Here is a 23,909-nt window from a genome sequence, read left to right as displayed (position 1 = left end):
GGGCCCGGTCGTGGTGTCGCAATTGGCGTGTTACGCCACCTGCATCAACTTCGCATAGGCCTTCAGATGATGGTCATCGTCACCGAACTGGTGGGCGATCATCACCAGGCGCTTGGCGTGGTGGGCGAGGTTGTATTCCCAGGTCATGCCGATGCCGCCGTGCAGCTGGATCGCCTCTTCGGCCACCTTACGGGCGGCTCGGGCGCAGATGTATTTGGCGGCAGCGATGATGCGGCGGCGGTCGTCGTTGTCTTCGCCATCGGCAAAGGTCGCGGCGAGGATCGCCATGCTGGTGGCCTGTTCCAGTTCGGTCTGCATGTCGACCATGCGGTGCTGCAGGACCTGGAACTTGCCGATCGGCACGCCGAACTGCTTGCGCGTCTTCAGATAGTCGAGGGTCAGCTTGCAGGCTTCGTCCATGCTGCCCAGCGCGTCGGCGCACTGCGCGGCGATGGCACGGCCCTGTTGGTAGCGCAGCGCTGGCAGCGCATTGCTGATCCCGCCCAATACGGCGTCAGCGCCGACCTGCACGTTTTCGAGGAACAGCTCGCATCCCTTGCGCCCGTCGATGGTCGGGTACACGCGACGGCTAACGCCCTGAGCGTTCGGGTCAATCAAGAACAGGCTGATGCCGGCTTCGTCACGGCTGTCGCCTGCCGTGCGCGCGGAGACAATGATCTTCCCTGCGCTGTGCCCGCCGATCACCACAGCCTTGCGGCCGCTCAGGCGGTAACCGCCATCCGCCGCCTCGGCTTTGGTCTGCACGTCGTTGAGGTTGTAGTGGCTCTGCGGCTCGTCGAGCGCCACCGCCAGCTGCAGCGAACCGGCCGCCACCTGCGGCAGCAGCTCCTCCTTCTGCGCGTCGCTGCCCAAATGGGTGAGCAGTCCGCCACCGAAGATCACCGATTGCAGGTAGGGCTCCAGGGTCAGCCCGCGGCCCAGCTCGGTCATCACCAGCATGGTTTCCACGCCGCCGCCGCCGAAGCCGCCAATCTCCTCGGCAAACGGCACGGCAGTCAGGCCCAGCTCACCCAGCTGCGACCAGAACTCAGCGGAAAAGCCCAATTCAGACTCGCTAAATTTCTCGCGCTGCTCGAACGGGTAGGCGTCGCGCACCAGACGCGCCGCGGTGTCTTGCAGCATTTGCTGCTCTTCAGTCAGTTTGAAGTCCATTGCGGTGCCCCCTTACAGCTCGAGAATCATCTTCGAGACGATGTTCTTCTGGATTTCATTGGAGCCGCCGAAGATCGACAGCTTGCGCATATTGAAGTAGTCGCCGGCCAGCGAAGCGCTGTAATCGGCATGCAACAGCTCGCCGTCGTAATCGAGCTGCAACTCTTCCTCGAGGAACGGCAACGCGTACGGCCCGATGACCTTGCGCAGCAGGCTGGTAATGGCCTGGCGGATTTCGGTGCCCTTGACCTTGAGGATCGAGGACTCGGCGCCGGGCACACCGCCCTCTTTCGCCGCGGCGAGAATGCGCAGGGTGCTCATCTCGATGGCCATCAGCTGCATCTCGACTTCCGCGACCTGAGCGCGGAACAGCGGGTCTTCGAGCATCGGCTTGCCGTCGCAGACTTCCTTCATGGCGATGCGCTTGAGGTGCGCCAGCGCGGCCTTCGAGGCGCCGATGCCGGCCAGGCCCGTGCGCTCGTGGGTCAGCAGGTACTTGGCGCAGGTCCAGCCCTGGTTTTCCTCGCCGACGAGGTTTTCCACCGGCACGCGGACGTTGTCGAAGAAGACTTCGTTGACCTCGTGGTCGCCGTCCAGGGTGATAATCGGCCGCACGCTGATGCCTGGCGTGCTCATGTCGATCAGCAGGAAGCTGATGCCGCGCTGCTGCTGGGCTTCAGGATCGGTGCGCACCAGGCAGAAGATCATGTTGGCGTGCTGGCCGAGGGTGGTCCAGGTCTTCTGGCCGTTGACCACATAGTGGTCGCCGTCACGCACCGCACGGGTCTTCAGGCTTGCCAGGTCGGAGCCAGCGCCCGGTTCGGAATAGCCCTGGCACCACCAGTCCTCACCCGAGAGGATGCGCGGCAGGTAGTAGTCTTTCTGCTGCTGGGTGCCGAACTTGATGATCACCGGGGCGACCATGTTGACGCCGAAGGGCACGCTGCGCGGCGCACCGAACGCGGCGCACTCCTCGTCGAAGATGTGCTTCTCGACCGGGCCCCAGGTGGTGCCGCCCAGCTCCACCGGCCAGCCCGGCGCGTACCAGCCGCGCTTGACCAGGATCTGCTGCCAGCGCTGATGGTCTTCCTTGGACATGTGCTTGCCAAGCTTGACCTTGGCAGCGATGTCCGCCGGCAGCTCGTTTGTCAGGAAGGCGCGCACTTCATCGCGGAAGGCGAGCTCTTCGGCCGTGTAGTTGACGTTCATGGGAAGGTCCTCATGGTGCGTTCGGATTGCAGGCGGGCGGCGCTCATTGCCCGGCCTGCCAGTCGGTGAAGGTGCGGCCTTCGGCGGCCAGTTTTTCCAGCAGCGGCGCTGGCTTCCACCAGTCGCCGCACCGTGCGTGCAGCTCCTTGACCCGCGCCAGCACGGTGTCCAGGCCGACGCTGTCGGCATAGAACATCGGGCCACCACGGAAGGCCGGGAAGCCGTAGCCGTTCAGGTAGATGATGTCGATGTCGCTGGAGCGCTGGGCGATGCCCTCCTCGAGAATCTTCGCGCCCTCGTTGACCAGCGCGAAAATGCAGCGCTCGACGATGTATTGCTCGTCCAGCTCGCGGCGCTCGATGTCCTTTTCCCGCGAGGCTGCTTCGAGCATAGGCGCGAGCTCGGGATTCTCCAGCGGCGTGCGATTGCCCGGCTCGTAGCGGTAATAGCCGGCACCGGTCTTCTGCCCGAGCATGCCGGCAGCGCAGAGCTTGTCGGAGACGGTGGGGAAATCCAGGTGCGCCGGCAGCGTCGCGCGCTGGCGCTTGCGGATTGCCTGGCCGATGTCGAGGCCGGACAGATCGCGCATCGCAAAGGGCCCCATGGCCATGCCAAAGTTGCGCAGCGCGCCGTCGACCTGCTGCGGTGTGGCGCCCTCCTCCAACAGGAATTCCGCCTCGCGCCCGTACTGGAAGACCATGCGGTTGCCGACGAAGCCGTCGCAGACGCCGACCACCACTGAGACCTTCTTCAGTTTCTTGCCGATGGCCATGGCGGTGGCGAGCACCTCATGACTGGTCTTCTCGCCGCGCACCACTTCCAGCAAGCGCATGACATTGGCCGGGCTGAAGAAGTGTAGCCCGACTACGTCTTCGGGTCGCTTGGTGAAGGCGGCAATGGCGTTCAGGTCCAGTGACGAGGTGTTGGACGCGAGGATCGCACCGGGCTTGCATACCGCATCCAGCTGTTCGAAGACCTGCTGCTTGACGCCCATCTCCTCGAACACGGCTTCGACCACTACGTCGACGTCGGCCAGCGCGCCGTAATCCGTGACACCGGTGACCAGCGCGAGGCGCTTTTCCATCGCGTCCTCGGTCAGGCTGCCGCGCTTGACGCTGGCCGCGTAGGTGTCACGGGCGCGCTGCAGGCCGCGCTGTAGCGCCTCTTCGTTGATCTCCAGCAGCTTCACCGGCACCCCGGCGTTGGCGAAGCACAGGGCGATCCCGACGCCCATGGTGCCGCCGCCGATCACCGCGGCGGTGTTGATTGCCCGCGGTTTTACATCCGCCGGCAGATCGTTGATCTTGCTCGCCTGGCGTTCGGCGAAGAAGGAATGGATCAGCGCGCCGCGTTGCGGTGAGTTCAGGCACTCGGCGAACAGCTCGCGCTCACGCTTGAGGCCATCGGCCAGCGGCAGCTGGGTCGCCGCTTCGATTGCCGCGATGCAGCGCAGCGGCGAGAACAGCCCGGGCATGCGCTTGGCGACTTCGGCATGCTTGGCGCGGATCAGCGCCTCGTTGTCGGCGCCTTCCAGACCGAAGGTTTGCTCGCCGCTGCGACGCGGGCCGCGGTCGGTATTGAGCAGGCGGCGCGCAAAGCTGATACCCGCCTCGGCCAGCTCCCCGTCGAACAGCTCATCGACAATGTTGTGCTCGACGGCCTCGGCCGCACCGATCGGCGTGCCGCTGACGATCATGTCCAGCGCTTTCTCGACACCGGCCAGGCGTGGCAGACGCTGCGTACCGCCAGCGCCGGGCAAGAGGCCCAGCTTCACTTCCGGCAAGCCGACCTTGGCGTCCTTGCGGGCGATGCGGTAATGGCAGCCCAACGCAACTTCCAGCCCGCCACCCAGGGCCGTGCCATGGATCACGGCGACGCTCGGCTTGCCAGAACCCTCGATGACCTCGATCACCTCCGGCAGGGTCGGCGCCTGCGGCGGCTTGCCGAATTCCTTGATGTCAGCGCCGGCAATGAACGTACTGCCCTCACAGACCAGCACGACAGCGCGGATCTGCGCATCTGCCTCGGCGCTTTGAAAGGCCCGCAGCAAGCCTTCGCGCACGGCTTGGCCAAGCGCATTGACTGGTGGGTTGTTGACCGTGATCAGAGCGATCTCGCCCTGGAATTCGAGCCGTACGACGTCCGTCATGGCAGGCCTCCGCTTGTGAAATGATGAATTGGATTTGTAATTTCACGGAATCATGTTTCGCACAGCAGAATAGTCGAGTCATTTCTGCATGTCGAGAGACTGGCAACAATCCTCCCGACTGGCAAGCATCATCAGGTCACTAAGTGCCCCGGACATCGCCTTTCGGCCATTTTCGCGTCGAATCGATACGCCGCCAGGGGTCGGCAGCTCCATGCGACCGCAGGCGACACCAAGACCGCAACGGCGTCAGCGACGGCAGCGACGGCAGGGATCGGTCATTGGCGAACGAGATACCGAGCCATAAACAAAAAAGGAGCCAGCCCCCATGCAGGAACTGGCTCCTCGTGCTGCGCGCGGCTTACAGCGCCAGGCAGAGGTACTTGATCTCCAGGTAATCCTCGATGCCGTACTTCGAACCTTCGCGGCCCAGGCCGGAGGATTTCACCCCGCCGAACGGCGCCACCTCGGTGGAAATCATGCCGGTGTTGACGCCGACCATTCCCGACTCGATCGCCTCGGCCACACGGAAGACCCGGCCCAGGTCACGCGCATAGAAGTACGCAGCCAGACCAAACTCGGTGTCGTTGGCCAGCGCAATGCCTTCGGCCTCGTCCTTGAAGCGGAACAGCGGCGCCAGCGGGCCGAAGGTTTCTTCCTTGGCCACCTTGGCATCATGCGGCACGTTGACCATCAAGGTCGGCTCGAAATAGCTGCCACCCATCTGGTGGGCCTTGCCGCCAGTCAACACCTGAGCGCCATTGGCGACGGCATCCTCGATGTGCTCCCTGACCTTGGCCGCCGCGCGGTCGTCGATCAGCGGGCCGATGTCGGTGCCTTCCTCCAGGCCATTGCCGACTTTCAGCTTCGCCACTGCCGCCTGGAATTTCTCGGCGAAAGCGTCGTACACACCCTCCTGAACATAGATGCGGTTGACGCAGACACAGGTCTGCCCGGCATTGCGGTACTTGGACTGCATGGCGCCCTTGACCGCCTCGTCCAGGTCGGCGTCATCGAAGACCAGGAACGGCGCGTTGCCACCCAGCTCCAGCGACACCTTCTTGATCCCGGGCGCACACTGGGCCATCAGCTTGGCACCGACCTCGGTAGAGCCGGTAAAGCTGATCTTGCGGACCGTCGGATTAGCCGTCAGCTCGTTGCCGATATCGCCGGCCGAGCCGGTGACGACGCTGAACACGCCTTTGGGTATACCGGCCCGCTCGGCCAGTTCCGCCAGCGCCAATGCGGAGAACGGCGTCTGGCTGGCCGGTTTGACCACCATGGTGCAACCTGCCGCCAGCGCGGGGGCCGCCTTGCGTGTGATCATCGCCGCCGGGAAATTCCACGGCGTGATGGCCGCCGTGACCCCGATCGGCTGCTTGATGACGATGATCCGCTTGTCTTTTTGGTGCCCCGGAATCGTGTCGCCGTAGACACGCTTGGCTTCCTCGGCGAACCACTCGATGAACGACGCGGCATAGGCAATCTCGCCCTTGGATTCGGCCAGCGGCTTGCCCTGCTCCAGCGTCATCAGCCGACCCAGGTCGTCCTGGTTCTCCATCATCAGCTCGAACCAGCGGCGCAGCTTCTGCGAACGCTCCTTGGCCGTCAGGTCGCGCCAGGCCGGCAGCGCGCGCTCGGCCGCCTCGATGGCACGACGGGTCTCGGCACCGCCCATCTTCGGCACGGTGCCGAGAGTCTCGTTACTGGCCGGGTTGTTGACCTTGATGGTCTGGCCGCTGTCCGCGTCCTGCCAGGCGCCGTCGATATAGGCCTGCTGGCGGTACAGCGAAGTGTCTTTGAGTTGCATGGCAGTCTCCTGAGAGCCGGCGTTAAGCCGGGAATTGGACCAGGGGCCATCTGGCCGATTGGAAAGGACGATTGGCAGTGGAACCGTCCGACCTATGTCAGAGCGAGGGATAACCTCGGGGTTCCTGCTACGGGGCTTAGCGTTTGAAATCTCGAACGCATGCTAGGCCTCTCGCCGGATAACAGGCAACACCATGTTCGGAAAAATTAACGCGACATAGCCCAGCCTGATGACGCTTGGACTCGCCCATGGAACGCTCACAGCTTGTGCTGCGCAGCCGCCGAAGCGCCATGGACGACCGCAGACGACATGCGTATGATTGCGCCCCGCAACGCACCAGTAGCTCAGCTGGATAGAGTACTGCCCTCCGAAGGCAATACTCACCGAGTTGAGAAGGGTGTCAGCTAATGGTCAAATAGACCGCCGCAACACATACGCACCAGTAGCTCAGCTGGATAGAGTACCGCCCTCCGAAGGCGGGGGTCGTGGGTTCGAATCCCGCCTGGTGCGCCATATCTTATTGATTTATAAGGATTTTTAAAAAATCCGAAAAATCAAACTGCTTCAATCCCAGCTACATCTCTAAATTTATACAGCCCTACTTTAAGCACAACATGAGTACTGCCTGAACGGCTCGTTTTAGGCTGATTTTCGGGCTGTGCCAATTCTGTGCCTAAACCGTGCCTTGAAATCTGGCACCACCAATTGGTGAGCCAGATGCTGAGTACTAGCCGTAAACGATTCCTCCTCCCTGCCTTACCAAAATGCAGACCAAACCCACCTCAACGAACTCAAAAGAGCGCGCCAAGCTGGGAGGTTGATCATTTCCCCACTAACTCCACCAGAACATCTGTAGACCACTTCTGCTCTGAGTTCTGTACCTTGGCTGTTTCAACCACTTTAGCCATATGCATCAGTTGATCTTGAGCCTCAAGGTCAAAGTCGAACCACATATCTGCATGCGAGCCAAAACGGACCTGCCAGTACGCAATGCCTTGATCGAATCTGACTCTAAGGCTTCTACCATCTTCGAACTCCAGGTCGAGTCGGCGGCGGTGAGGGACATCGCGGTTTGATGTTTCAACCAGAAGATCGACGGCCTGACCCGCCATAGCCGACAGCCATTTGCTGACGAAAAACTCAAAGTCGTCCTGCCTGGCCCAATCATCAAAGGCCTTGCGACCTTGCAGCTTTCCGGATTTGAAGAGCGTGGAAACCTGCAGCTGTGCATCGGCAGCGATACGCCCTTTTAGGAACTTGAACAAAGTACCCAAAATCGTGATCACGGCTGGGTTTTGGATATATCGGTCCGAGTAGTTAATGCTGCTGATGGTTGCAGTTGTCATTACGTCAGCAATGAGCGGGTTCTCCGAGAGAAGCCTCCAGAAGCGATCACCAAAAGTCAGCAAAGGGCCGTTGAGTTCTTGGTGAATCGGCAAGTCGATGATCACGCTACCGTCGGAAGGCCTGCTCATGGAGCTTGCAAGGTCAAATTCCGTCCAGCGAAGAGCAGGTTGAGATCGGGAAGTCACCACAAGCGCATCACTCTGATGCCAACTAGGCCCTGGTACAACGGCCTGCTCTGAGCGTGAAGCCAGCGTGATTATCTCGCTTGCTCTGCTTGCCTGTACGGCAACATGCGTGTCTCGATCAGGCGAATAGCAGCCGATACTTACGCCGAGTAGAGAAAGACGCACCAGGTCCTGTAAAAGGTCTTCATCGGTGATGCCATTCGGCACAAGAAGCTCGACGGTCAGCTCATCAATATGCAAATAGCCATGAATCGCCTTACGGAACTGCGGGGCCAAGAGGTCCCACTCAGCCGGTTCCCCTGAGGCTACCAGTGTTACTTTCTCCACGCCCTCATTGATCAATCGACGCAGAACGGTCTCGATACTGCCAGGCGCATATTGCCCGTCCGCCAGGGAAAGCTTGTCTTCAAAGGAAAGTCCTACGTAATGGACAAACTCATCACCAAGCCAGTCTAAAGCTAGTTTTCGGTCCAGCTTGTCATGGTCATGTCGGGTCTGGGAGTCCAATAAGCACTCACTGCAACCACTCTCGCAATGAGAACAGTGCAGGGTTTCAACCATTTTCCTAAGCAGATTTTCAATATGCAGTGGAGCGCTTGACGCGAATCCAGCCCCTCCGCTGATTACATCGTAAAGCTGCAAAATTCTGATGGGCTGGCCGTTTTCCAGCTTGCTTGGACGCGTTGCATAACCAAGTTCAGAAGCCGAAATCCCTAGTATCTCGCCAAGAGCTGAACGCATGGCAACAGCCAAGGTCATTGCGATGCACCGCCCTTGGTCGTTATCTGAGATGTACTCTCTGCTTACAGGATGGTGCAGCGTCAATTCGAAAACGTCAGTAAAGGAGGTAACACCCAAGCTGACATTGGGGACAATACTGCCGCTGCCTTGACAAGGCAGCCGTTTATTGTTCTGGTCTTTATCGCCTTTGCCAGGCCGGGGTGGAAAGTGCTCGCCGGATGGGGACAGACCCGGAGGGAATTCGTCTGCAGTCAGCATGGATTCCGCACGTCCACAGCTCATGCATAGGGAAAAGCCCGCACCGTTCTCGCCCGAACTGTGATGAAAAACCTGGCCATCCGCGCCATAGGCCATCGAGCCTACCGCCGGATTCGGTAACGGGGTCTTAGCAGACTTAACAAAAACCCAAGCAGTTTCAACCGGTACAAATTTCTGATGCTGGATGTCGTTTGACGCCGACTGATAAGCATCAGAAACAAAACCAGATGGCTGGAGTACCTTGCGGATATTCGACGGCTTAATGACGGATAGGCATTCGTTATTAGTACAAATTAGCTCATCAGTTTTGACCAACCCTTCCTCATAGCCGAGCTCGCCGCAGACGTCACAACGCCACGCGACATCCATCTTCTGAGCTTCACTGCTGCCGGCATTGAGATTATGCCAGTGCAAAGAAACACCAGCTGACTTGAAGACCCGCCCATCCAAAACAATCTCAGCTCCGGGTGCATACTCTCGAATGGCAATCGCGAGGTTGCGAGAGGGTAGCCCCTTATACCGCGACACGTTGTCCTCACGGTCGTGCTTTACCTTACTCCCGGCCCCTTTTTCACGGATGTAGTCCTCTATGGTGAAATTGTCGAAGTTCACTACATCTGTCGGAAACCCATAGCCTGGCAGGAAGGTACGAGCAGATAGGTCACGGAGCAGGTATTCATTGCAGTGGCGGGCCTTCTCGACTTGAAGGCGCTTCAGGTAAGGGCTGTTAGGCTTTGCCTGCTGCTCTTCGGACAGTAAATATCGGTAGTTCGCCAACCAGCGGCCCTGCAGTTCTTTCAACTGTTCCATTGAACGCTTACGTAACTGATCTGGCGTTATCCCTGCCAGGGCGGTGCCTTTGACCAGCAGCGAAAGCGCCTCATCAATGTCGCAAACAGCGAGGCCTAAACGCTCAAGAAAGCGATCGCACTGCGAACCGCCAGTCGTATCGTCATAGAACCACTGCGCAGTGAGACTGGTTTTCTCGGTTTGGGTAGGCCCAACAACATTGCAGAGAAAGTCAGACAGCAGCAATGAATTCACGTGCCGCTGCACAAGCCGAGCAGAGTTCAGAGCTACCGCAGGGGCAGGGATTTTCGTTTCAAACGGCCAACTAGGGTTGGCGAAGACCTGCTGGTCGTGGGGATTGTTTTTGCAAAGCGTATAAGCGAGTGCTCTTGATTCTTTGCTACGACCTGCCCGGCCGGCGCGCTGGAGATAATTGGCCGGGTGTGGCGGTACATTGTTCATTACCACGGCAGAAATACCGCCAATGTCCACCCCCATCTCCATGGTAGTGGAACAGTTCAGGACGTTGATCTGCCCCTTTTTGAACATCTCCTCATAGGACCCTAGGCGCTCAGAAGACTGCTGGGCCGAGTGCTCCGCAGTGCGGTAATAGAAGCCGCCCTCCACCGCCCGGTCATTGATATCTGTCCAAAGATTACGCGCGCGCAAGGCAGTGACATGATTGTCAGCCGCTACCTGAGCTCTGATCTTAGCAAGGCCAGGGGCATAATCTTCCTGCGAACGATCAAGCTCCCAAACACTGGGCAACTCAACCGGCTCACAAACAAAACCTTTTCGCTTCTCATCGCTCAGCTGAGTGAAGTCCAGGTGTGCAGGTAGGTAAGGGGTAAATCCTTTGAAGGTCGTATCAAGCAGCTTATTGGTGATGGGGCACACAAACGCACGATCAACCAACGAAAAAAGCATGTGTTCTTTGGGCAAAAAGTGCCGGTTCTCGTCGGACTTCAACGCTGCTCCAGGCTTGGTCAGTTGATGCCAAGCGGCCCTTAACCAAGCATTAACCAAGTCAACATCAGATGAGCTTGAAGGATTCAACCCTGCCCCCAAGAGCAGCAGCTTGGTCAGGCGGTGTGAGTGGTTGCCATTGCGAATCTGCGGCCAGCGTTTCACTCGACTTTCATCAGCTTCTTTCGAGTCGGGTTGGCGCAGGGTTTTTGAAGAAAACCGGCTCCCAATCCAGTCTTTCCACTCCTCTGTCATCTGGATGAAGCTGCTTTCGCGCACATAAAAGTCCAGCGCGACCTTCAGGAAATCACGCCAATCGTCAGTCGTTAGCCCCTTCTGCTCCCAATGCGCTGGCGCTTCCTGGATCTTGTCTAACCCAAGATAGCCGACCTTCACCAGTCCTTGAGTTTCCAAGCTGTTTTGACGTTTCGGGCGACGCATAAACTCGCGAAAAAGTAGCATCTCAGCCAGTTTTTGTGGTCCATCCGTTTCTTTAAAGATCTCCGGTTTCTGATATTTGTTGGCAAGCAGCATGGGGCCCTTCTCTTGAAGGTCGGTCCGTTTTTTCAGTTCACTTACAAGCTCTGACCAAGCCAAAAAAATGAGCACAGGCCTGACCTTTTCGCCATTCGCCGCAGCTAAAAGAGCCGTGAAGCGTACGACTTTTTCCTCGGAAACCTTGACTTCTTCCTTGATATCTAGGCTGCGGTAAAGCGCCACATCTTCTTTTGCCTTAGCAATTAGCTGCCGCAGCACTTCGGGATCAAGGTTGCTGGATGGCGCCCGATCACTGCCGTGGCTCTTTTGATGCCAGTTCAAAATCTCTACAACAAGCCCCCGCAACCTACTGCGCTCGGCCTCCTGCTGCATCCGAACAGCCATACGCGCCGTACCCTGGCGGCTGTCCGTAAAAGTAATGAGCCTGCGTCCTCGCCCTGGCAATGACTGGGGCCCAAACTCTGGCTTTTGATCTTCATCTTGATAGTCCTGGCAATACTCCAGAACAGTTGGAACGGCGTTTGCCACATAAAAGGGGCCACCCAACATTGCACGACGAAACGGAAATGCACCTTGAAAACCGCTGTAACTACAGTCTTTACGGCTACAAACCACATCGTGGTCATTCATACGCAGTGGCACCTTCTCAGCAGAGGTAGCCACAAAGGAGCCTGCAAGCCTATCTAACTCGACCGGGATATATGACGGGCCGTCACTATCGACAGAGCCGAGCACCAACGGAGTCTTTGTTAGCAGCTGCCCATCAGGGCTGCCTGCGTCCTCCTCAAGTGGAGCTTCAGATTGCAGCGAAAACTCATCCCCACCAGAGCTCTCCCACTGAGTCAGTTTTCCGCCTTTATCACGCGCCAACAAGTGAGGCTCATTGCAATCATTGCAGAACGCTAACTCGAAAATCGGGCTGCCACAGGAGCAGGTTTGGCGCTGGCTTACGTACACATAGCCAAAGGGCCACTTGTCTTGCAGCGGTGTACCTTTCTTTGCTGAGCAGTGTTTATCAAAACACGCCCACAGACCGTGGGTCGTGCGCTGAAAGACGTGGGCACGCAGCTTCAAAAATGCAGGTTCAGACTCATTGGGGCGAGTGCCAGAGCACAGGTCCAACCAGCGCAAAACCTCATCCTGCGTTAACGACAGCCCCTGATCTCGGCTCATGTAACTGGCCATCTCGGTCAGCTTCAATGGTTTAGGAGCATTCACCAGTACATGCCTCAACGCGCGAGCTAGAGGCGAATGCACAAGTGCTTCATAACGGTCTAGGTGCACCTCAGGATCGTCGTGGGTTACAGCTGGCATCGACTCAAGCTGCTGCAAAGTAACCGGCGTCTGCTGGCACGATGAAAGTTCTGGGATGACTCGCCTACCGCCCCAGACATCGATCTGAGTGATCGGCACACCCGACAGATCAGAGAGGAACTGTTTCAGTTGCTCTGCAGCATCATCACCAGCAATAGTTGCGGAGGTCGCAACAAAGCGAACGTCCTTAGGCGTAACACCAAAGGCAGTCATCACGCGTCTTAACTGCAGTGCCAGCTCTGCAGCCTGCGAGCCTACATAGGTATGAGCCTCATCTAGGACAATCCAGCGCAGAGATTTCTGCTCTCTCGACTTGCGCACAATAGGCGCATCGACCTGACGCACCATCATGTATTCCAGCATGGTGCCGTTGGTCACCAAGATCGGGGCCGGCTGCTCTCGCATGAGCTCGCGCGACAGAATTTCGTTGGGGCGCTCAATCTGCTCGGTGCGCTTTTTGGCCTGCAACTCCTCGGTATTACCGTTATACAAACAATAACGAATCCCAGAGCCAAAGCTCTGTGTCCAAGCGTTAAGACGCTCGCGCTGCGAGTTAATCAGAGCGTTAAGCGGATAGAGAAAAAGTGCTCGGACTCCAACCAAAGGCTTGCTTCCGGTATCGCGGTACTCCCTATAAAGGTCATCAAGCACCGGGACCATAAAGCACTCGGTCTTACCGGAGCCTGTACCACTGGTGACTACAACTGAATGCTTCTTTTCTAGCAGGGAGCGCCAACTTGCCAACTGATGCGTGAACGGTTTCCAGGTCGCACCAAAACGGTAACGGCCATTGGCTTTACCATCAAGTGAAGCTACAACCTCCTTGCTGAGTAGATGCTCGTGAGCGGCCAGTTGCGCCATCGTAAAAGGCGACTCTTCCCAGCCGAAGGTTTGCTCAAACAAGGGCGGGGCTAGGAAAGAGCCCTCCTTGCCACACTCTGCGCGCATAAGCCCACCAAGGTGCTCACGCAAGCCAGGGTCGGTGATGCTCAAAACACTCAAGGTTGACTCTGTAGTGCGAGACAGCGCCTGCTCGACAAGCGAAGAAAAATACTTATCCATTGACTGGTACTGCCTTATGCATAGTCATGAGGTTGCTCAGCAAACAATACTGGTAAATGCTGCTGAACCAGCTCGAATCGAAATCGCGAACCTGTCGCAGGAAAAATATCGCCTCGGCACTGTCGTCAAAAACATCTGAAAACTGTGCTTTACCGCTGGCCACAGCAGCAGCGAAAACCGGCAGATAGACAACAGCATTGCGGTAATCCATTTCCAGACGGAAAGAAATCACCGACTCATCCTGCTTCTCGTACCAACGCGCCAGCCTCTTGCCACCATACTCAGGCCACGTCGCATCACTACGATCTCGCATCAATTGGTGATACCAGCCGTGAACTATCCCCTGGAATATGTCGAGAGGCATTTGGCGCTCAGGACTTAAAGCTTTTCCTAACAGATGTTGCTGAACGCTTTCTCCATAGGTCGGAAAAACCTCACCTAGCCGGCTGAACATCCTGCCAATCAGCGCCGAAATAGCTTCCTCTGCAACCCCCTTAATCTTAAGAAATGCACCGTAGCGCCTGGCGGCCAGATGTATTTCGTTAACCGGCAAGAATTCCCAAAAAACCGGGAACTCAGCTTCAATCCGGCTCAAAAACTTTGGATCCATCTCAAATTTTAAAAGCGCCATCGACAATGCACGGGTATGACCCACAAGTGCTTTCCAGACCTCGAACGTTGCTAAAGGCAGATAACCGTAACCCTCATACAACGACCTCAGAAACTGCCATCCGCTGTGCATAGGGATCACGGCCATGGAGTCCAAAACAGGCCAAAATGAACTGACAGGAGAGGCATGATCAAAGGTCAGAACAGCTTTTTGCAGGCTTTGGGCATCGTCACTATTCGGGACCGGTTCCCAACCACCGAAAATAAACAGCGGCCTGAAAGAGGCAGGTGATCCCTGCTTAGGCAACACCAGCCAGGGGCCATTTTTCTCCACCAATGCCGGCAGCTCAAACTCACCGGTGGATACGCCTTCGCTAGTACGTGAACTGAGGTGAACGGCACCGCGCATCGGCTCATGCAGCAGCATCAAAATCGGTTCAGGTAACGCGGCACTGCCCTCCTGCAAATTGGCAGCGCGTAGCACCTGACGATCACGATCCAGCAACATCTCCATTGCATACTTGCGCACACGGAAATTGGCGTCCTGACCATGTCCGAACACCCTTAAATCGACCACCTGATCGATACCGGACTGAAGTGAAAGCAAATCAACTATCTGCTCACGGATGCTGAACAGACTAATTTCTAAAGGCTTTTCGGTAGCTGTGTAGGACCAACTATAGGAAGCGCTCTTGGCGGCATTGCCCTTTAGGGTTAATTCCAGCCCGAATTTAGTTGGTGCACCGTTGCGGCCAAACAAATAAATACGCGCGCCCAGCAGATCATCAACACTGATGTCGCGCTTGAGCTGCTTACCACTGCGATCAATGGCTAGGCAGCCCGAGTTGGGGAAAGGCAGCTCAATTTCAACCGGATCTGAAAGCAGGCTTGGCGTGACTGAAAGACGCAGCCTGATCGGCGGCAAACCCTCTGTTGAGAGTTTGAGCTCGGTGTGGCCCTCCCGCTTAACCTGCTGAGTTATAAGACCGTCATCCATCACCTGTAACAGGCAACGTTGCTGGCTATGCACCAGAATGCTGCCCTGTCCTGGCCTTTCGCCGCTACGCAATTCAAGACGGAAATCAGCCGGCAGGATACCTATCCTGCGGCGCAACAATGTGTCTCCACTACGGGTGCGAACTGCCACATATTGAGCGCCGAGCATTTCCTGCAAAACACCAGTGCCGGGTTGTTTACCGCCAACGTAAAGGTCACCACCTTGCTTTTGCAGCTCGCCGGAAGCACCAGGCCATTGCACCCTGGGCAGACCTACAAAAGTGACTGCGGGTTTTGTTGCCCAGCCAAGCTCGCTACCGACCAGTTCCAAACCGAAAGCCGAACCGGCAGAGTGCCCCGTACGAATTCTGTAAAGCCCATCACAGTCAACTTTGAACTCGGTTTTACCCTGTACTTTTAATGTTTGCAGAGCCAGTGCCGAAGGCATATCAGAGATGCTGGCATCGCCGCAGCCCTCTTCGGGAAGCAAAACGCTATTGGGCGGCAACAGGAGCATTAGCTCCTCGGCGGCGCAAGTGAACGAAGCCTGGCCACAGAACTGCCAGCGGTCGTTGAGCGGCTCAAAACCTACTGGAACTTCGCCAAGGGCTATGGTGCTGTTCTCAATGGGTAAAGAAGCGATGACCATCCCCCCAGCCATGGCCACCAGGCTCAATGGTAAAGAGCAATCGCGACGGCGCCCCATAATCTCCCGTTGCCGCAGCCTGATACGTGCGACAGCGTTATCCACAACGGCATAACCTGGGCCTAGGTTAGCGATGACCGCTTCGCCTTCTAGAATCGCAAGCTCGAAGCGCGTGGTAGAGGGCTGCATGGTTAATTGAAAAACCACTTCTGCCGGCAGCGACACCTGCACCTTCAGCTCACTGGGTTGAGCTTCGTGCCAATAGTGTCGGCAGGCCCAGCCGCCAGACGCCTTGCGACGCCTTCCACCTTCAACGGTGGCAGTTTTTAGCAACCCGTTAAGCAATTCACTGCCGGTTTGGTTATCCAGCGGTAGTGGGAACAATTCACGCCATTTGGGATTCATGGCATCTAAGCGGGCAACCGGCTCGTCGGCCTGCACCAGGCCATAGTCACGCACTAGAGAAACCAGCTGATCGGCCATATGCGCAATCAGCTCTACTGAAGTCTGCGTGGCAAACACCTGTGGTAGGTTCGCCTTTTCCAACTGTTGCTCTACCTGCTGTGCCGTGTTGTAGCCCAGGATGTGCCACTGGTCATACTGCTTAAGCACACGATCAAAAAGCGTCTGAAAGCGGCTTCCGCCTTCGCGCAGTGCTTGAAAAGGAAGCCCCCCCTCACTGAATAATGAGCCGAGAAAATCCCTACGCTCTGACTCATAAAAGTGCATGGGGCGCTTCCAGTAGCGCTCCAACCCTTTTGGAATTGTTTTGGCCAAATCACCTGAGGAAAGGCTATACCCCAAGGTTTTCCAGATCGGCTCCCAACTCCAGCCATGATCACGCTGATACTCGCGGCGATACCACTCAGAGCAGAAGAGAACCAAACAAGCGCTTGCGGCCATGTCATTCATGGCCTGATCAAAGCTGCCTAGATCCCTGAGCTGGTGCAGCAGGTCAAGGTACTCTTCGTGGCTGCAGTGATAGGCATATAAGCCTCGACAATCTGGACCCTGAAGGCCTCGGCGTTGAAGAAATGTGCCGAGCCAGCTGGAGAATTTGAATACGGATTGAGGCATGAGCAACTTCCTTGATTGAGCATCCACGACCGAAAAACGGACTCAAAACTTGCAACGTGACTTAACCTGCTGCGCTGAGACAGCCCTCGATTGACTTACCAGTGCGCGATCACAACCCCCAGTAATACTGCTTAATCTTCTGCGCCATTAGCCGGCGGCGTTCGGCCAGGAAGGTTTCGAACTGCTCAGGCTGATAGGCAGCGAGGTCATCGGGGAGGCAGTTGGCCGCCAAGTTGGCCTTGAGGTCATCCAGGCTGATGATCGCACCATAGTGCGCTGCGCCTTGCTTACACTGGTCAAAGACCTTCGCCATATAAGCGGCCGGGGCGGTATCGCCGATCTTGATGTTCACTTCCTGCTGCACGTACACGTAGTTGGCCACCTGGTTGTACTTGCTTCTGAGCAGCCCCTGCTGCTTGAGGAAGTTCTTCGGGAAGATGTGATGGATATCGCCGTGGTGGGTAAGCATGTCGCGCACGGTGATGTCCTTGGACAGGAAGCCCTTGTCCCCGCGATTGGCCTGCGCGGCCCAGAATACCTTGATGGCCGGAGCGTTCACTGAAGAGGTGTTCAACGCCTGCGGCAGACCGAAGTCCCAGAAAGCATCAGACAGTTCAGCCGCTTCGATATCAGCCAGTACGTCAGTAAACGCTCGCTCGTGTACGGCCTTGATGTCCTTGTCGAACCGGGACTCCGGCGAACCCGAGTAGCGCCCTGTAAGCAGCGACATCACAAACCAGCGGCGCACCCAGCTTTCGATGTTGGGGTTGTTGCCCAGGTCGCGTTTGAGCTTGAGATACAGCACGTAGGCGAAGTTGAGTGCGTTGACCGAGCCGATCATGGAGCTATCCACGTAACCGGCCGAACGGATGATCATCAAAAAGCGCTTGAAGTGCGTCTCGTTGATGAACTCTTTCACCCCTTCGCTCAAGGTCTTGAACGACGCCTCTTCGATTTCCTTCTCGTAGCTGCGAGTCTCGAAGTTACGCCCCGAGAGCAGGCCGACCAGATCCGACAGTCGTCCACGGTTGAAACGAGTGGTGAATGCAACCCGCAACATGTCCGAGTAGCTGGGGTCGTACAAGTCGTCGTTCTCGCCCTTCAGCCAACGCATGGCTTTGAAGTAATGGGTCTGCACGAACGCTTTGTCGTTGCTCTCGATGTGCGCGTAAAACTCCGGCGCAATGGACAGGTGGCAGAAATAGTCGATCGCCTTGCGTAGCGTGTTGCCGTCGAACTCCTCGTTGGCAGCGATCTTCGACATAGCGAAGTCCGCCTGACTCAACACCACACCCTTGGAATTGATGCGGATAAAGATTTCAGTGACCGTCTCGATATCCAGATCAGCTGCCAGCTCGATCAGACCGATTTGCTTCTTGGTGATATCGCACAGCCTGTCCAACCGTTCGTAGAGCAGATCTTCGTCCACCCTAGGATTCAGCTCCAGATAGTCACGACCCACCTTGTGCGCCTTGAGCTCACCGCTGACGATGGGGGCGATATCGGCAAACCAAGCTTTGTCCTTCTCGATGGCCGGGTTGCTGACCTCAAAGCGCTCCTCAATAGGGTGAAAGGCGATGCGGATACGCACCTGCTGGTAATCCTGGTTGATTACCTGCTGCCCGGCGATGGCGGCAGTCAGTGCCGTTACCCGCTGCTGACCATCGATCAACACCTTCTTGCCTTCGGCCAGCGAGCCGTCCTTTAGCTTCACCGTCGGGTTGCGCCAGGCAATGATGTAACCCACCGGAAAGCCCTGATACAAGCTGTCCATCAGATCGCGCACTTTGGTGGCATCCCACACGAACGGCCGCTGGATTTCCGGGATGGCGATCTCTCCGGATTTCACCCAAGTCAGCAAGGTTTCGATCAGGTGCTGATTGACGGAGTATTTCTGCGCTGACATGGGCATTCCTTTGCATACGTATAAAACGAATCTACACGCTCGCAGCTGGCGGCAGTTCCGTCAGAGCGGATCGGGTGAGATATGGCACTTTGCCAGAGGGTACCAGATTGGCCGCTGCTTCCAGATGCACATCCTGATCATCGAAGAAAATATCGTCCTCACGCACCTGCATGTAACGGCGGTAGTTATCGATCACGCTTTCGGTGTCGGCCTCTAGCGCGGCCTTGAACATCTGATCCGACTCGCTCATATCGAACAGAGCCGTCGGGGAAATACCTACCACCAAGGTTTTGCTGAAATCCAATGCCATAGCCAACCCTTACCTGTGTACTTGCCCCGCGCAAAACCGCTATATCACGCAGCCAGAAAACGAATTTCCGTAATCTCTTCGTTAAGCAGACCTGCCGCTTCGGGGTGGCTTGCGGAGTACTCCAACAAGCCGAGCTGATAATCGATGGCAGGTACCGCTTGCTTGCGGAATTCCAGGAAGGAGATGACGTTATTGCCTTCCTCCTGAGTCAATTGCTCGACCCACTCCTGATTGGCGGCAATCGCTTCGACTGCCAGAGTAGTGATCTTCAGCCAGTCGGCCTGCAGCTCCTTGAGAACCTCAATGGCGTACTTTTCACCCGCCGTATGCTGCTGTACATAGGCTTGCATGAAGCCGAGATACATCATGCGTTGCTGCAGGTTTTGCAGCACATCAAGGGACGTGATGAAGTCCTTACCGGTGGCATTGGCTGCGGCCTGGTTCAGGGTCAGCTTAGTGACCTCGTATTGCTCACGCAGGTTATTCACCTGGCTCTTGAGCCCCGGCAGATCGCCCTGCTCGGCCGACTGGCGAACCGTCCACAGCACCGCACTGAAGCAAGCCGTGTCGCGCAGCTCTTCGCGGGCTTTGCTAGCGCTGGCCATTTCGATCAACACATCGAGCTTTTCCGACTGCTGCAGCAGCTGCTCGGAGATGCCATTGAGCTTCTTGCACACAATGGCGAAGCCCGCGACCGAAACTGCCAGATTGAGCCCGGAAAGTGCCAGGTTTGCGTACTGCAGATTTTGCAAAACACCCAACGCTCCCTCTAGGCCACCCAGCGCTTCCTGCAGCTTGGCAAGCTGCTCAGCGGCCTGAGCGGCATCCCCCGGGAACTGCAGATGTCCGACAATCTGCCCGCCCTTAGAGTGCCCGGCGGAATATCTGACGACGCCACCCCACACCGTATAGAGCCCAGACTTAATACCGGCAATGATATCCGGGACAGAGCTGATCGTTCTGGCAACCGTTTCCACGCTCATAAACACGCCCTCAAACGCTTGGCAAATTCCTCATGATCTTCAGCGACAGCCCCCGCACGGATCCGCGCGATATGCATAACGATGGCTGCCAACCCCTGCAGCTCTGGGCGTTTCTTGTTGTTTAACGCCCACACACCCGCGCTGACAGCACCAATCGCCGTCAGCGGCAGTGCTGCCACTACGCCGGCCGCGGCCACCGAACCCACTGCCGCCACCGAACCCACTGCACCGCTCAGCAGGCCACCACCAGCAGCTCCCATACCCAGCTTGCCCAATGGCCCCAGCACAGCAGAAAAGGGTTTATTAAGGTGTGCCCGGCCAAACCACGAACCTTTTTCGGTCTGGCTATCCGCATCAGCGGACTCAGCCTGTTCGGCCAGCTTTTCAATCAGCTTGGCCAGTACCTGTTCTTCAATAACGGCCGTGCTGTCAGCCTTGCTGAATGCCACCTTCAGCTCGCCCGCCACATCGCGTACCACTTCGTCGTAGCTAACCGGCTCACCCCGACGTAACAAGCTGGCCAGGCTGACACTGCCCAGCGCACGGATCTCATACGCAATCTCGGCAACCGCCTTGTACAACTCGCCAGCAGCAAAGCATTGGGCAAGACGCTGCCGCGTCGAATCATCGCCCAACAGACGGTCATGGGCCTTATCCACCAGAATTTTACTGATTGCGACCAGTTCATCCGGCGTCGCCAATTGCAGCAATTCCTCCAGCCCGATGCGCCTTCTGATTAGTGGCCGTTTTTCGCTATTGCTCATACATCCATTCCTTACATGCATGATCTAAAAAGTTGTCACACTCTCGTGACGAAGCCTGTGTCCGGCAAAGTCAACAAGCTGTCACGCCTTGCCGATGATGGCTCGCCAGCTAAGCAACGGGTGATTCCAGTAAACAAAACTGTCCCCTTTTCTGCTCTGTGCATCTTCCACATTGGTCGTCAGGAACGTTCATGACTACCCGCAACCAGCAAACCCGAATCGAACATGATCCTGTTTTCTGTATGCCTGCAGCCTTCACCCTCAGACCTATAGTTCCGGCACCCCCAGAACTCGCCATTTCGCCCCTTTCGCTGGGTCATTTCCGCACCACACTTCGGGCACGTAGGCACCCAACGCTGACAGTCTGGGTTGATACAAACCTTGAAGCGCCCAGCGCGGCGCATTTGTGAGTCGCAATGCGCGCAGCCGCGCTCCTTGTGAGCGCAGAGCGGGAATTTATTGCAGCCAAAAAACCGGCCAAACTGGCTTTGCCGTGACACCATGGTCCCGGTTTTACACTTGATGCACTTGAGCATGTGCAGCAACTGCTGGCTGAGTGATGTTGAGAACTCGCCCAGATCGAGCTCGTATTCGTTCTTCAACAACTCGACAACAAAAGCCGACGCCACGGCCATATCGGCGATCAGATAAGCACGCTGTCTTGCCCGGGTAAGGGCCACATAAAACAGCCGACGCTCCTCAGCGTAAGGGAAATCCTCTGGCGCTGGCAGCAATGCCTCCAGCAACGGATGTGTGGTTTTCTGCGAGGGGAAACCATGCTTGCCAGTCTCCAGACCGAGCATCACCACGTAATCCGCTTCTTTGCCTTTTGAGGCATGGATGGTGTGGCACTCCAGCCCTAACGAAGGGAATCGCGATGCGAGTCGCCGCAGTTCATCTCTGTCTGGCAAGTTAAAGCCGTAGCGCCCAAGCAGATAAACACTGCTCCCAGGCTCGGCAATTTCTGCGATGCGGGCAACGACCTTCTCCAACCGGCCTGGCTCCTCGTTGCCGGGTTTAGGCCGGTTGTCTTCCCTGAGCAGGGATACCGCAGGGCGTTTAACCTTTTGCAGCGTATTAAGCTGCTTCCTGACCTGGATCGGGTTTGCCAGCACGAAGCGCGTCGCCACATCGCTGATGCTGTTATTGAAGCGGAACGTCAGATCGAGGGCCGTTACTTTGGTCGTGCCAAACCGTTCACTAAATGCCGTTGTAAAGCTCAGATCACTGCCGGTGAAACGATAAATAGCCTGCCAATCGTCACCCACGCAGAATAACGAGCACTCCGGCACAGAGTCCCGCAGATACCTGATCAAGCGGGCACGCGCCTCAGAGATATCCTGGAACTCATCCACCAGAATATATCGCCACGGGCTACGGAAACGCCCTTCGCGGACGTACTCAATAGCCTTGCCAATCATGTCATCGAAATCGATATGCCCGGCGCTATCCAACAAGGTCTGATAGTCGTCCAGAATGGGCCGCAGCAGTGCCAGCGCAGCGTCCACCTGCTTCGGGTTCTTTGCGCGCTTGATCGCAGCCTCCACCTGCCCTTGCTCGTAACAATTAGCGCGGTAGCGCTTCAGCAGATCGGCCAGCAGTGCCGCAAAGCTGTTGATTGCGCCAAACTCGCGTAGTGTTTCGAGCACTGCTTCCGGGGGCAATGCTTGGTACTGAACACCCAGTGCGGCCAGCTGCGCGTCGATGGCATCAAACAGCCCACCTTCCATTAACTGATAGTGGTACAGCTCCACCAGACGCGTCCCTTTATCGGCATGCAGCTGGCGCTTCCATGCCATACCCTGGTGGTATTGCTCGCGGTCTACATAGGGGGCTGTACCGCCCTGCCGGTCGATACCGTAATACTCGATGTAGATACCCTGCTCGGGCAGATAGAAATCCGGTTGGTATTGGCGATAAAGGGGGCTGGCTGTCTTGTGCTCGTAAGCAGGCTCATACAGGTAGGCGATGCCCTGCTTGAACAGGTAGTTCGCCACCAGACACTCACCCAGGCTTTTCACGGCCTCGCCTTTAAGGGTGCGAATATCATTGGCAAGGATGTAGTCGTAGTACTCCCCCTCTGACGCGAACTCAAAGGGGTTCGCCTCCGGGTAAAGGTGGTGCTGGAAGTAATCAATAGCCAGCCGCTGATAATCTGGGCTCTTGAGATGTTGCTCGAACCACTGACTCACCTGCCTGGCCAGCGCCTTGTCGTCTTCCGCCAACGGCGTAAGGGAAGACTGTTCACCCTCTACCTTGGCAATAATTGCCTTACCCAGCTTGTGAAAAGTACTGGTGGTGATACCGCACTTTCCTATCCGGTGATCGATACGCTCCTGCATCTCCTTTGCAGCTTTATTGGCGAAAGCCAGCATCAGAATATCTTCTGCCCGAGCCTGCCCACTTGCGATCAAGAATCCTGCACGACCCACCATGGTGCTGGTCTTGCCCGTACCGGCACCGGCCAACACCAGGTTGTTATCCTCATCCACGACACAGGCAACGCGCTGGCGCTCGGTCAGCGGCTGGCTCTCTACCGTATCGAAGAAGGCGCTGTTGCGCGCCAGCTGCCGATCAACGTATTGCTTGCGCAGCTTTTCCCAGTCCGCTTGCTGCCACCGGGTAACCGCTGCCAGCCACTTGAATGGGGTGACATCTACATCGGTACACCACTGTGGCTCAGGCACACGCTGAAAACGCTGCAGTGCTTGCTCGGCCATGACCCTGGCCGCATCCAGGCGGGATTGGCGGGGATAGCCCTTTGTCAGGAGGGCCCGAATTTTGCCAGCTATCTGATCTATCTCGGGCGCCAGTTTGCGTAACCAGTGCGCTCGCAACCAGTGAAATAACTTCTCACCATCAACCTTTCGCAGCCCAGGAAAAACCTTTTCGCCGCAGTCCGTCTGCAGAACCAGACGGGAGAAAACGACTCCCTCCTGGAAGGTTGCCTCGTTAGCCAGCGATGTCGCCTCGATTAAATATTGCTCACCGCTCTTCGTCGTGACCGCTAACCCTTTGTCACCCAAGGTAAAGGTGGCCGATTGCGCGCCAAACAGGCGCATCAACCAGTGAGGGGCGACATCTATCGATGAGGATTCAGAAGTCATAGTCAGCCTGTGA

At 57.0% G+C, this 23,909-nt stretch carries 11 protein-coding genes and 1 tRNA gene; 1 reads left to right on the top strand and 11 read right to left on the bottom strand.

Going from position 1 to position 23,909, the window contains the following annotated elements; translation table 11 throughout:
• Nucleotides 1-30: 30 nt before the first annotated feature.
• From PSTU_RS0115715 to gabD, 4 genes are all read right to left on the bottom strand, one after another.
• Nucleotides 31-1,173 (bottom strand): acyl-CoA dehydrogenase family protein, encoded by a 1,143-nt coding sequence (locus PSTU_RS0115715; RefSeq protein ID WP_019341980.1) that lies wholly within the window; start codon nucleotides 1,171-1,173, stop codon nucleotides 31-33.
• A 12-nt stretch (nucleotides 1,174-1,185) separates the two neighbouring features.
• Complete coding sequence (locus PSTU_RS0115710) at nucleotides 1,186-2,382, bottom strand: acyl-CoA dehydrogenase family protein (RefSeq protein ID WP_019341979.1); 1,197 nt, start codon at nucleotides 2,380-2,382, stop codon at nucleotides 1,186-1,188.
• 43 nt (nucleotides 2,383-2,425) lie between these two features.
• Nucleotides 2,426-4,531 (bottom strand): 3-hydroxyacyl-CoA dehydrogenase NAD-binding domain-containing protein, encoded by a 2,106-nt coding sequence (locus tag PSTU_RS0115705; RefSeq protein ID WP_019341978.1) that lies wholly within the window; start codon nucleotides 4,529-4,531, stop codon nucleotides 2,426-2,428.
• Between the two features lie 358 nt (nucleotides 4,532-4,889).
• On the bottom strand, nucleotides 4,890-6,338 hold the full coding sequence (gene gabD / locus PSTU_RS0115700) for an NADP-dependent succinate-semialdehyde dehydrogenase (RefSeq protein ID WP_019341977.1): 1,449 nt from the start codon (nucleotides 6,336-6,338) through the stop codon (nucleotides 4,890-4,892).
• Nucleotides 6,339-6,774: 436 nt separating this feature from the next.
• Between gabD and PSTU_RS0115695 the strand changes: the two genes are divergently transcribed.
• A tRNA-Arg gene (locus tag PSTU_RS0115695) sits at nucleotides 6,775-6,851 on the top strand.
• Nucleotides 6,852-7,159: 308 nt separating this feature from the next.
• Here the strand turns inward: PSTU_RS0115695 and PSTU_RS0115690 are convergent.
• The 7 genes from PSTU_RS0115690 to PSTU_RS20915 all read right to left on the bottom strand — a co-directional run bounded on the left by PSTU_RS0115690 (nucleotide 7,160) and on the right by PSTU_RS20915 (nucleotide 23,896).
• Nucleotides 7,160-13,498: a DEAD/DEAH box helicase gene (locus PSTU_RS0115690; RefSeq protein WP_019341976.1), complete on the bottom strand. Its 6,339-nt coding sequence runs from the start codon at nucleotides 13,496-13,498 to the stop codon at nucleotides 7,160-7,162.
• Nucleotides 13,491-16,826, bottom strand: a complete 3,336-nt coding sequence (locus PSTU_RS20920; RefSeq protein ID WP_019341975.1) for an STY4851/ECs_5259 family protein — start codon at nucleotides 16,824-16,826, stop codon at nucleotides 13,491-13,493. The genes PSTU_RS0115690 and PSTU_RS20920 overlap by 8 nt, the downstream gene beginning before the upstream one ends.
• A gap of 109 nt (nucleotides 16,827-16,935) precedes the next feature.
• Entirely contained in the window at nucleotides 16,936-18,732 is a 1,797-nt protein-coding gene (locus PSTU_RS0115680) for a DUF262 domain-containing protein (RefSeq protein WP_019341974.1), read from the bottom strand.
• A gap of 31 nt (nucleotides 18,733-18,763) precedes the next feature.
• The gene (locus PSTU_RS21715; RefSeq protein ID WP_019341973.1) at nucleotides 18,764-19,042 is read right to left on the bottom strand and encodes a 5'-nucleotidase; all 279 of its coding nucleotides are present in this window, start codon (nucleotides 19,040-19,042) and stop codon (nucleotides 18,764-18,766) included.
• A gap of 44 nt (nucleotides 19,043-19,086) precedes the next feature.
• The gene (locus PSTU_RS0115670) at nucleotides 19,087-20,025 is read right to left on the bottom strand and encodes a hypothetical protein (RefSeq protein WP_019341972.1); all 939 of its coding nucleotides are present in this window, start codon (nucleotides 20,023-20,025) and stop codon (nucleotides 19,087-19,089) included.
• On the bottom strand, nucleotides 20,022-20,789 hold the full coding sequence (locus PSTU_RS0115665; protein ID WP_019341971.1) for a hypothetical protein: 768 nt from the start codon (nucleotides 20,787-20,789) through the stop codon (nucleotides 20,022-20,024). The genes PSTU_RS0115670 and PSTU_RS0115665 overlap by 4 nt, the downstream gene beginning before the upstream one ends.
• 179 nt (nucleotides 20,790-20,968) lie before the next feature.
• Complete coding sequence (locus PSTU_RS20915; protein WP_080571216.1) at nucleotides 20,969-23,896, bottom strand: UvrD-helicase domain-containing protein; 2,928 nt, start codon at nucleotides 23,894-23,896, stop codon at nucleotides 20,969-20,971.
• Between the last annotated feature and the right edge of the window lie 13 nt (nucleotides 23,897-23,909).

The organism is Stutzerimonas stutzeri SDM-LAC, from assembly GCF_000235745.1.
In the GTDB taxonomy this organism is placed as follows: Bacteria; Pseudomonadota; Gammaproteobacteria; order Pseudomonadales; family Pseudomonadaceae; genus Stutzerimonas; species Stutzerimonas stutzeri_H.
Note: the sequence above shows the minus strand (reverse complement) of the source record. Positions and strands in the feature narration are given on the sequence as shown.

Excerpts from the sequence above, each read along its gene's own strand:
- PSTU_RS0115715 (WP_019341980.1), bottom strand. The coding sequence starts at position 1,173 with ATGGACTTCAAACTGACTGAAGAGCAGCAAATGCTGCAAGACACCGCG.
- PSTU_RS0115710 (WP_019341979.1), bottom strand. The coding sequence starts at position 2,382 with ATGAACGTCAACTACACGGCCGAAGAGCTCGCCTTCCGCGATGAAGTG.
- PSTU_RS0115705 (WP_019341978.1), bottom strand. The coding sequence starts at position 4,531 with ATGACGGACGTCGTACGGCTCGAATTCCAGGGCGAGATCGCTCTGATC.
- gabD (WP_019341977.1), bottom strand. The coding sequence starts at position 6,338 with ATGCAACTCAAAGACACTTCGCTGTACCGCCAGCAGGCCTATATCGAC.
- PSTU_RS0115690 (WP_019341976.1), bottom strand. The coding sequence starts at position 13,498 with ATGGATAAGTATTTTTCTTCGCTTGTCGAGCAGGCGCTGTCTCGCACT.
- PSTU_RS20920 (WP_019341975.1), bottom strand. The coding sequence starts at position 16,826 with ATGCCTCAATCCGTATTCAAATTCTCCAGCTGGCTCGGCACATTTCTT.
- PSTU_RS0115680 (WP_019341974.1), bottom strand. The coding sequence starts at position 18,732 with ATGTCAGCGCAGAAATACTCCGTCAATCAGCACCTGATCGAAACCTTG.
- PSTU_RS21715 (WP_019341973.1), bottom strand. The coding sequence starts at position 19,042 with ATGGCATTGGATTTCAGCAAAACCTTGGTGGTAGGTATTTCCCCGACG.
- PSTU_RS0115670 (WP_019341972.1), bottom strand. The coding sequence starts at position 20,025 with ATGAGCGTGGAAACGGTTGCCAGAACGATCAGCTCTGTCCCGGATATC.
- PSTU_RS0115665 (WP_019341971.1), bottom strand. The coding sequence starts at position 20,789 with ATGAGCAATAGCGAAAAACGGCCACTAATCAGAAGGCGCATCGGGCTG.
- PSTU_RS20915 (WP_080571216.1), bottom strand. The coding sequence starts at position 23,896 with ATGACTTCTGAATCCTCATCGATAGATGTCGCCCCTCACTGGTTGATG.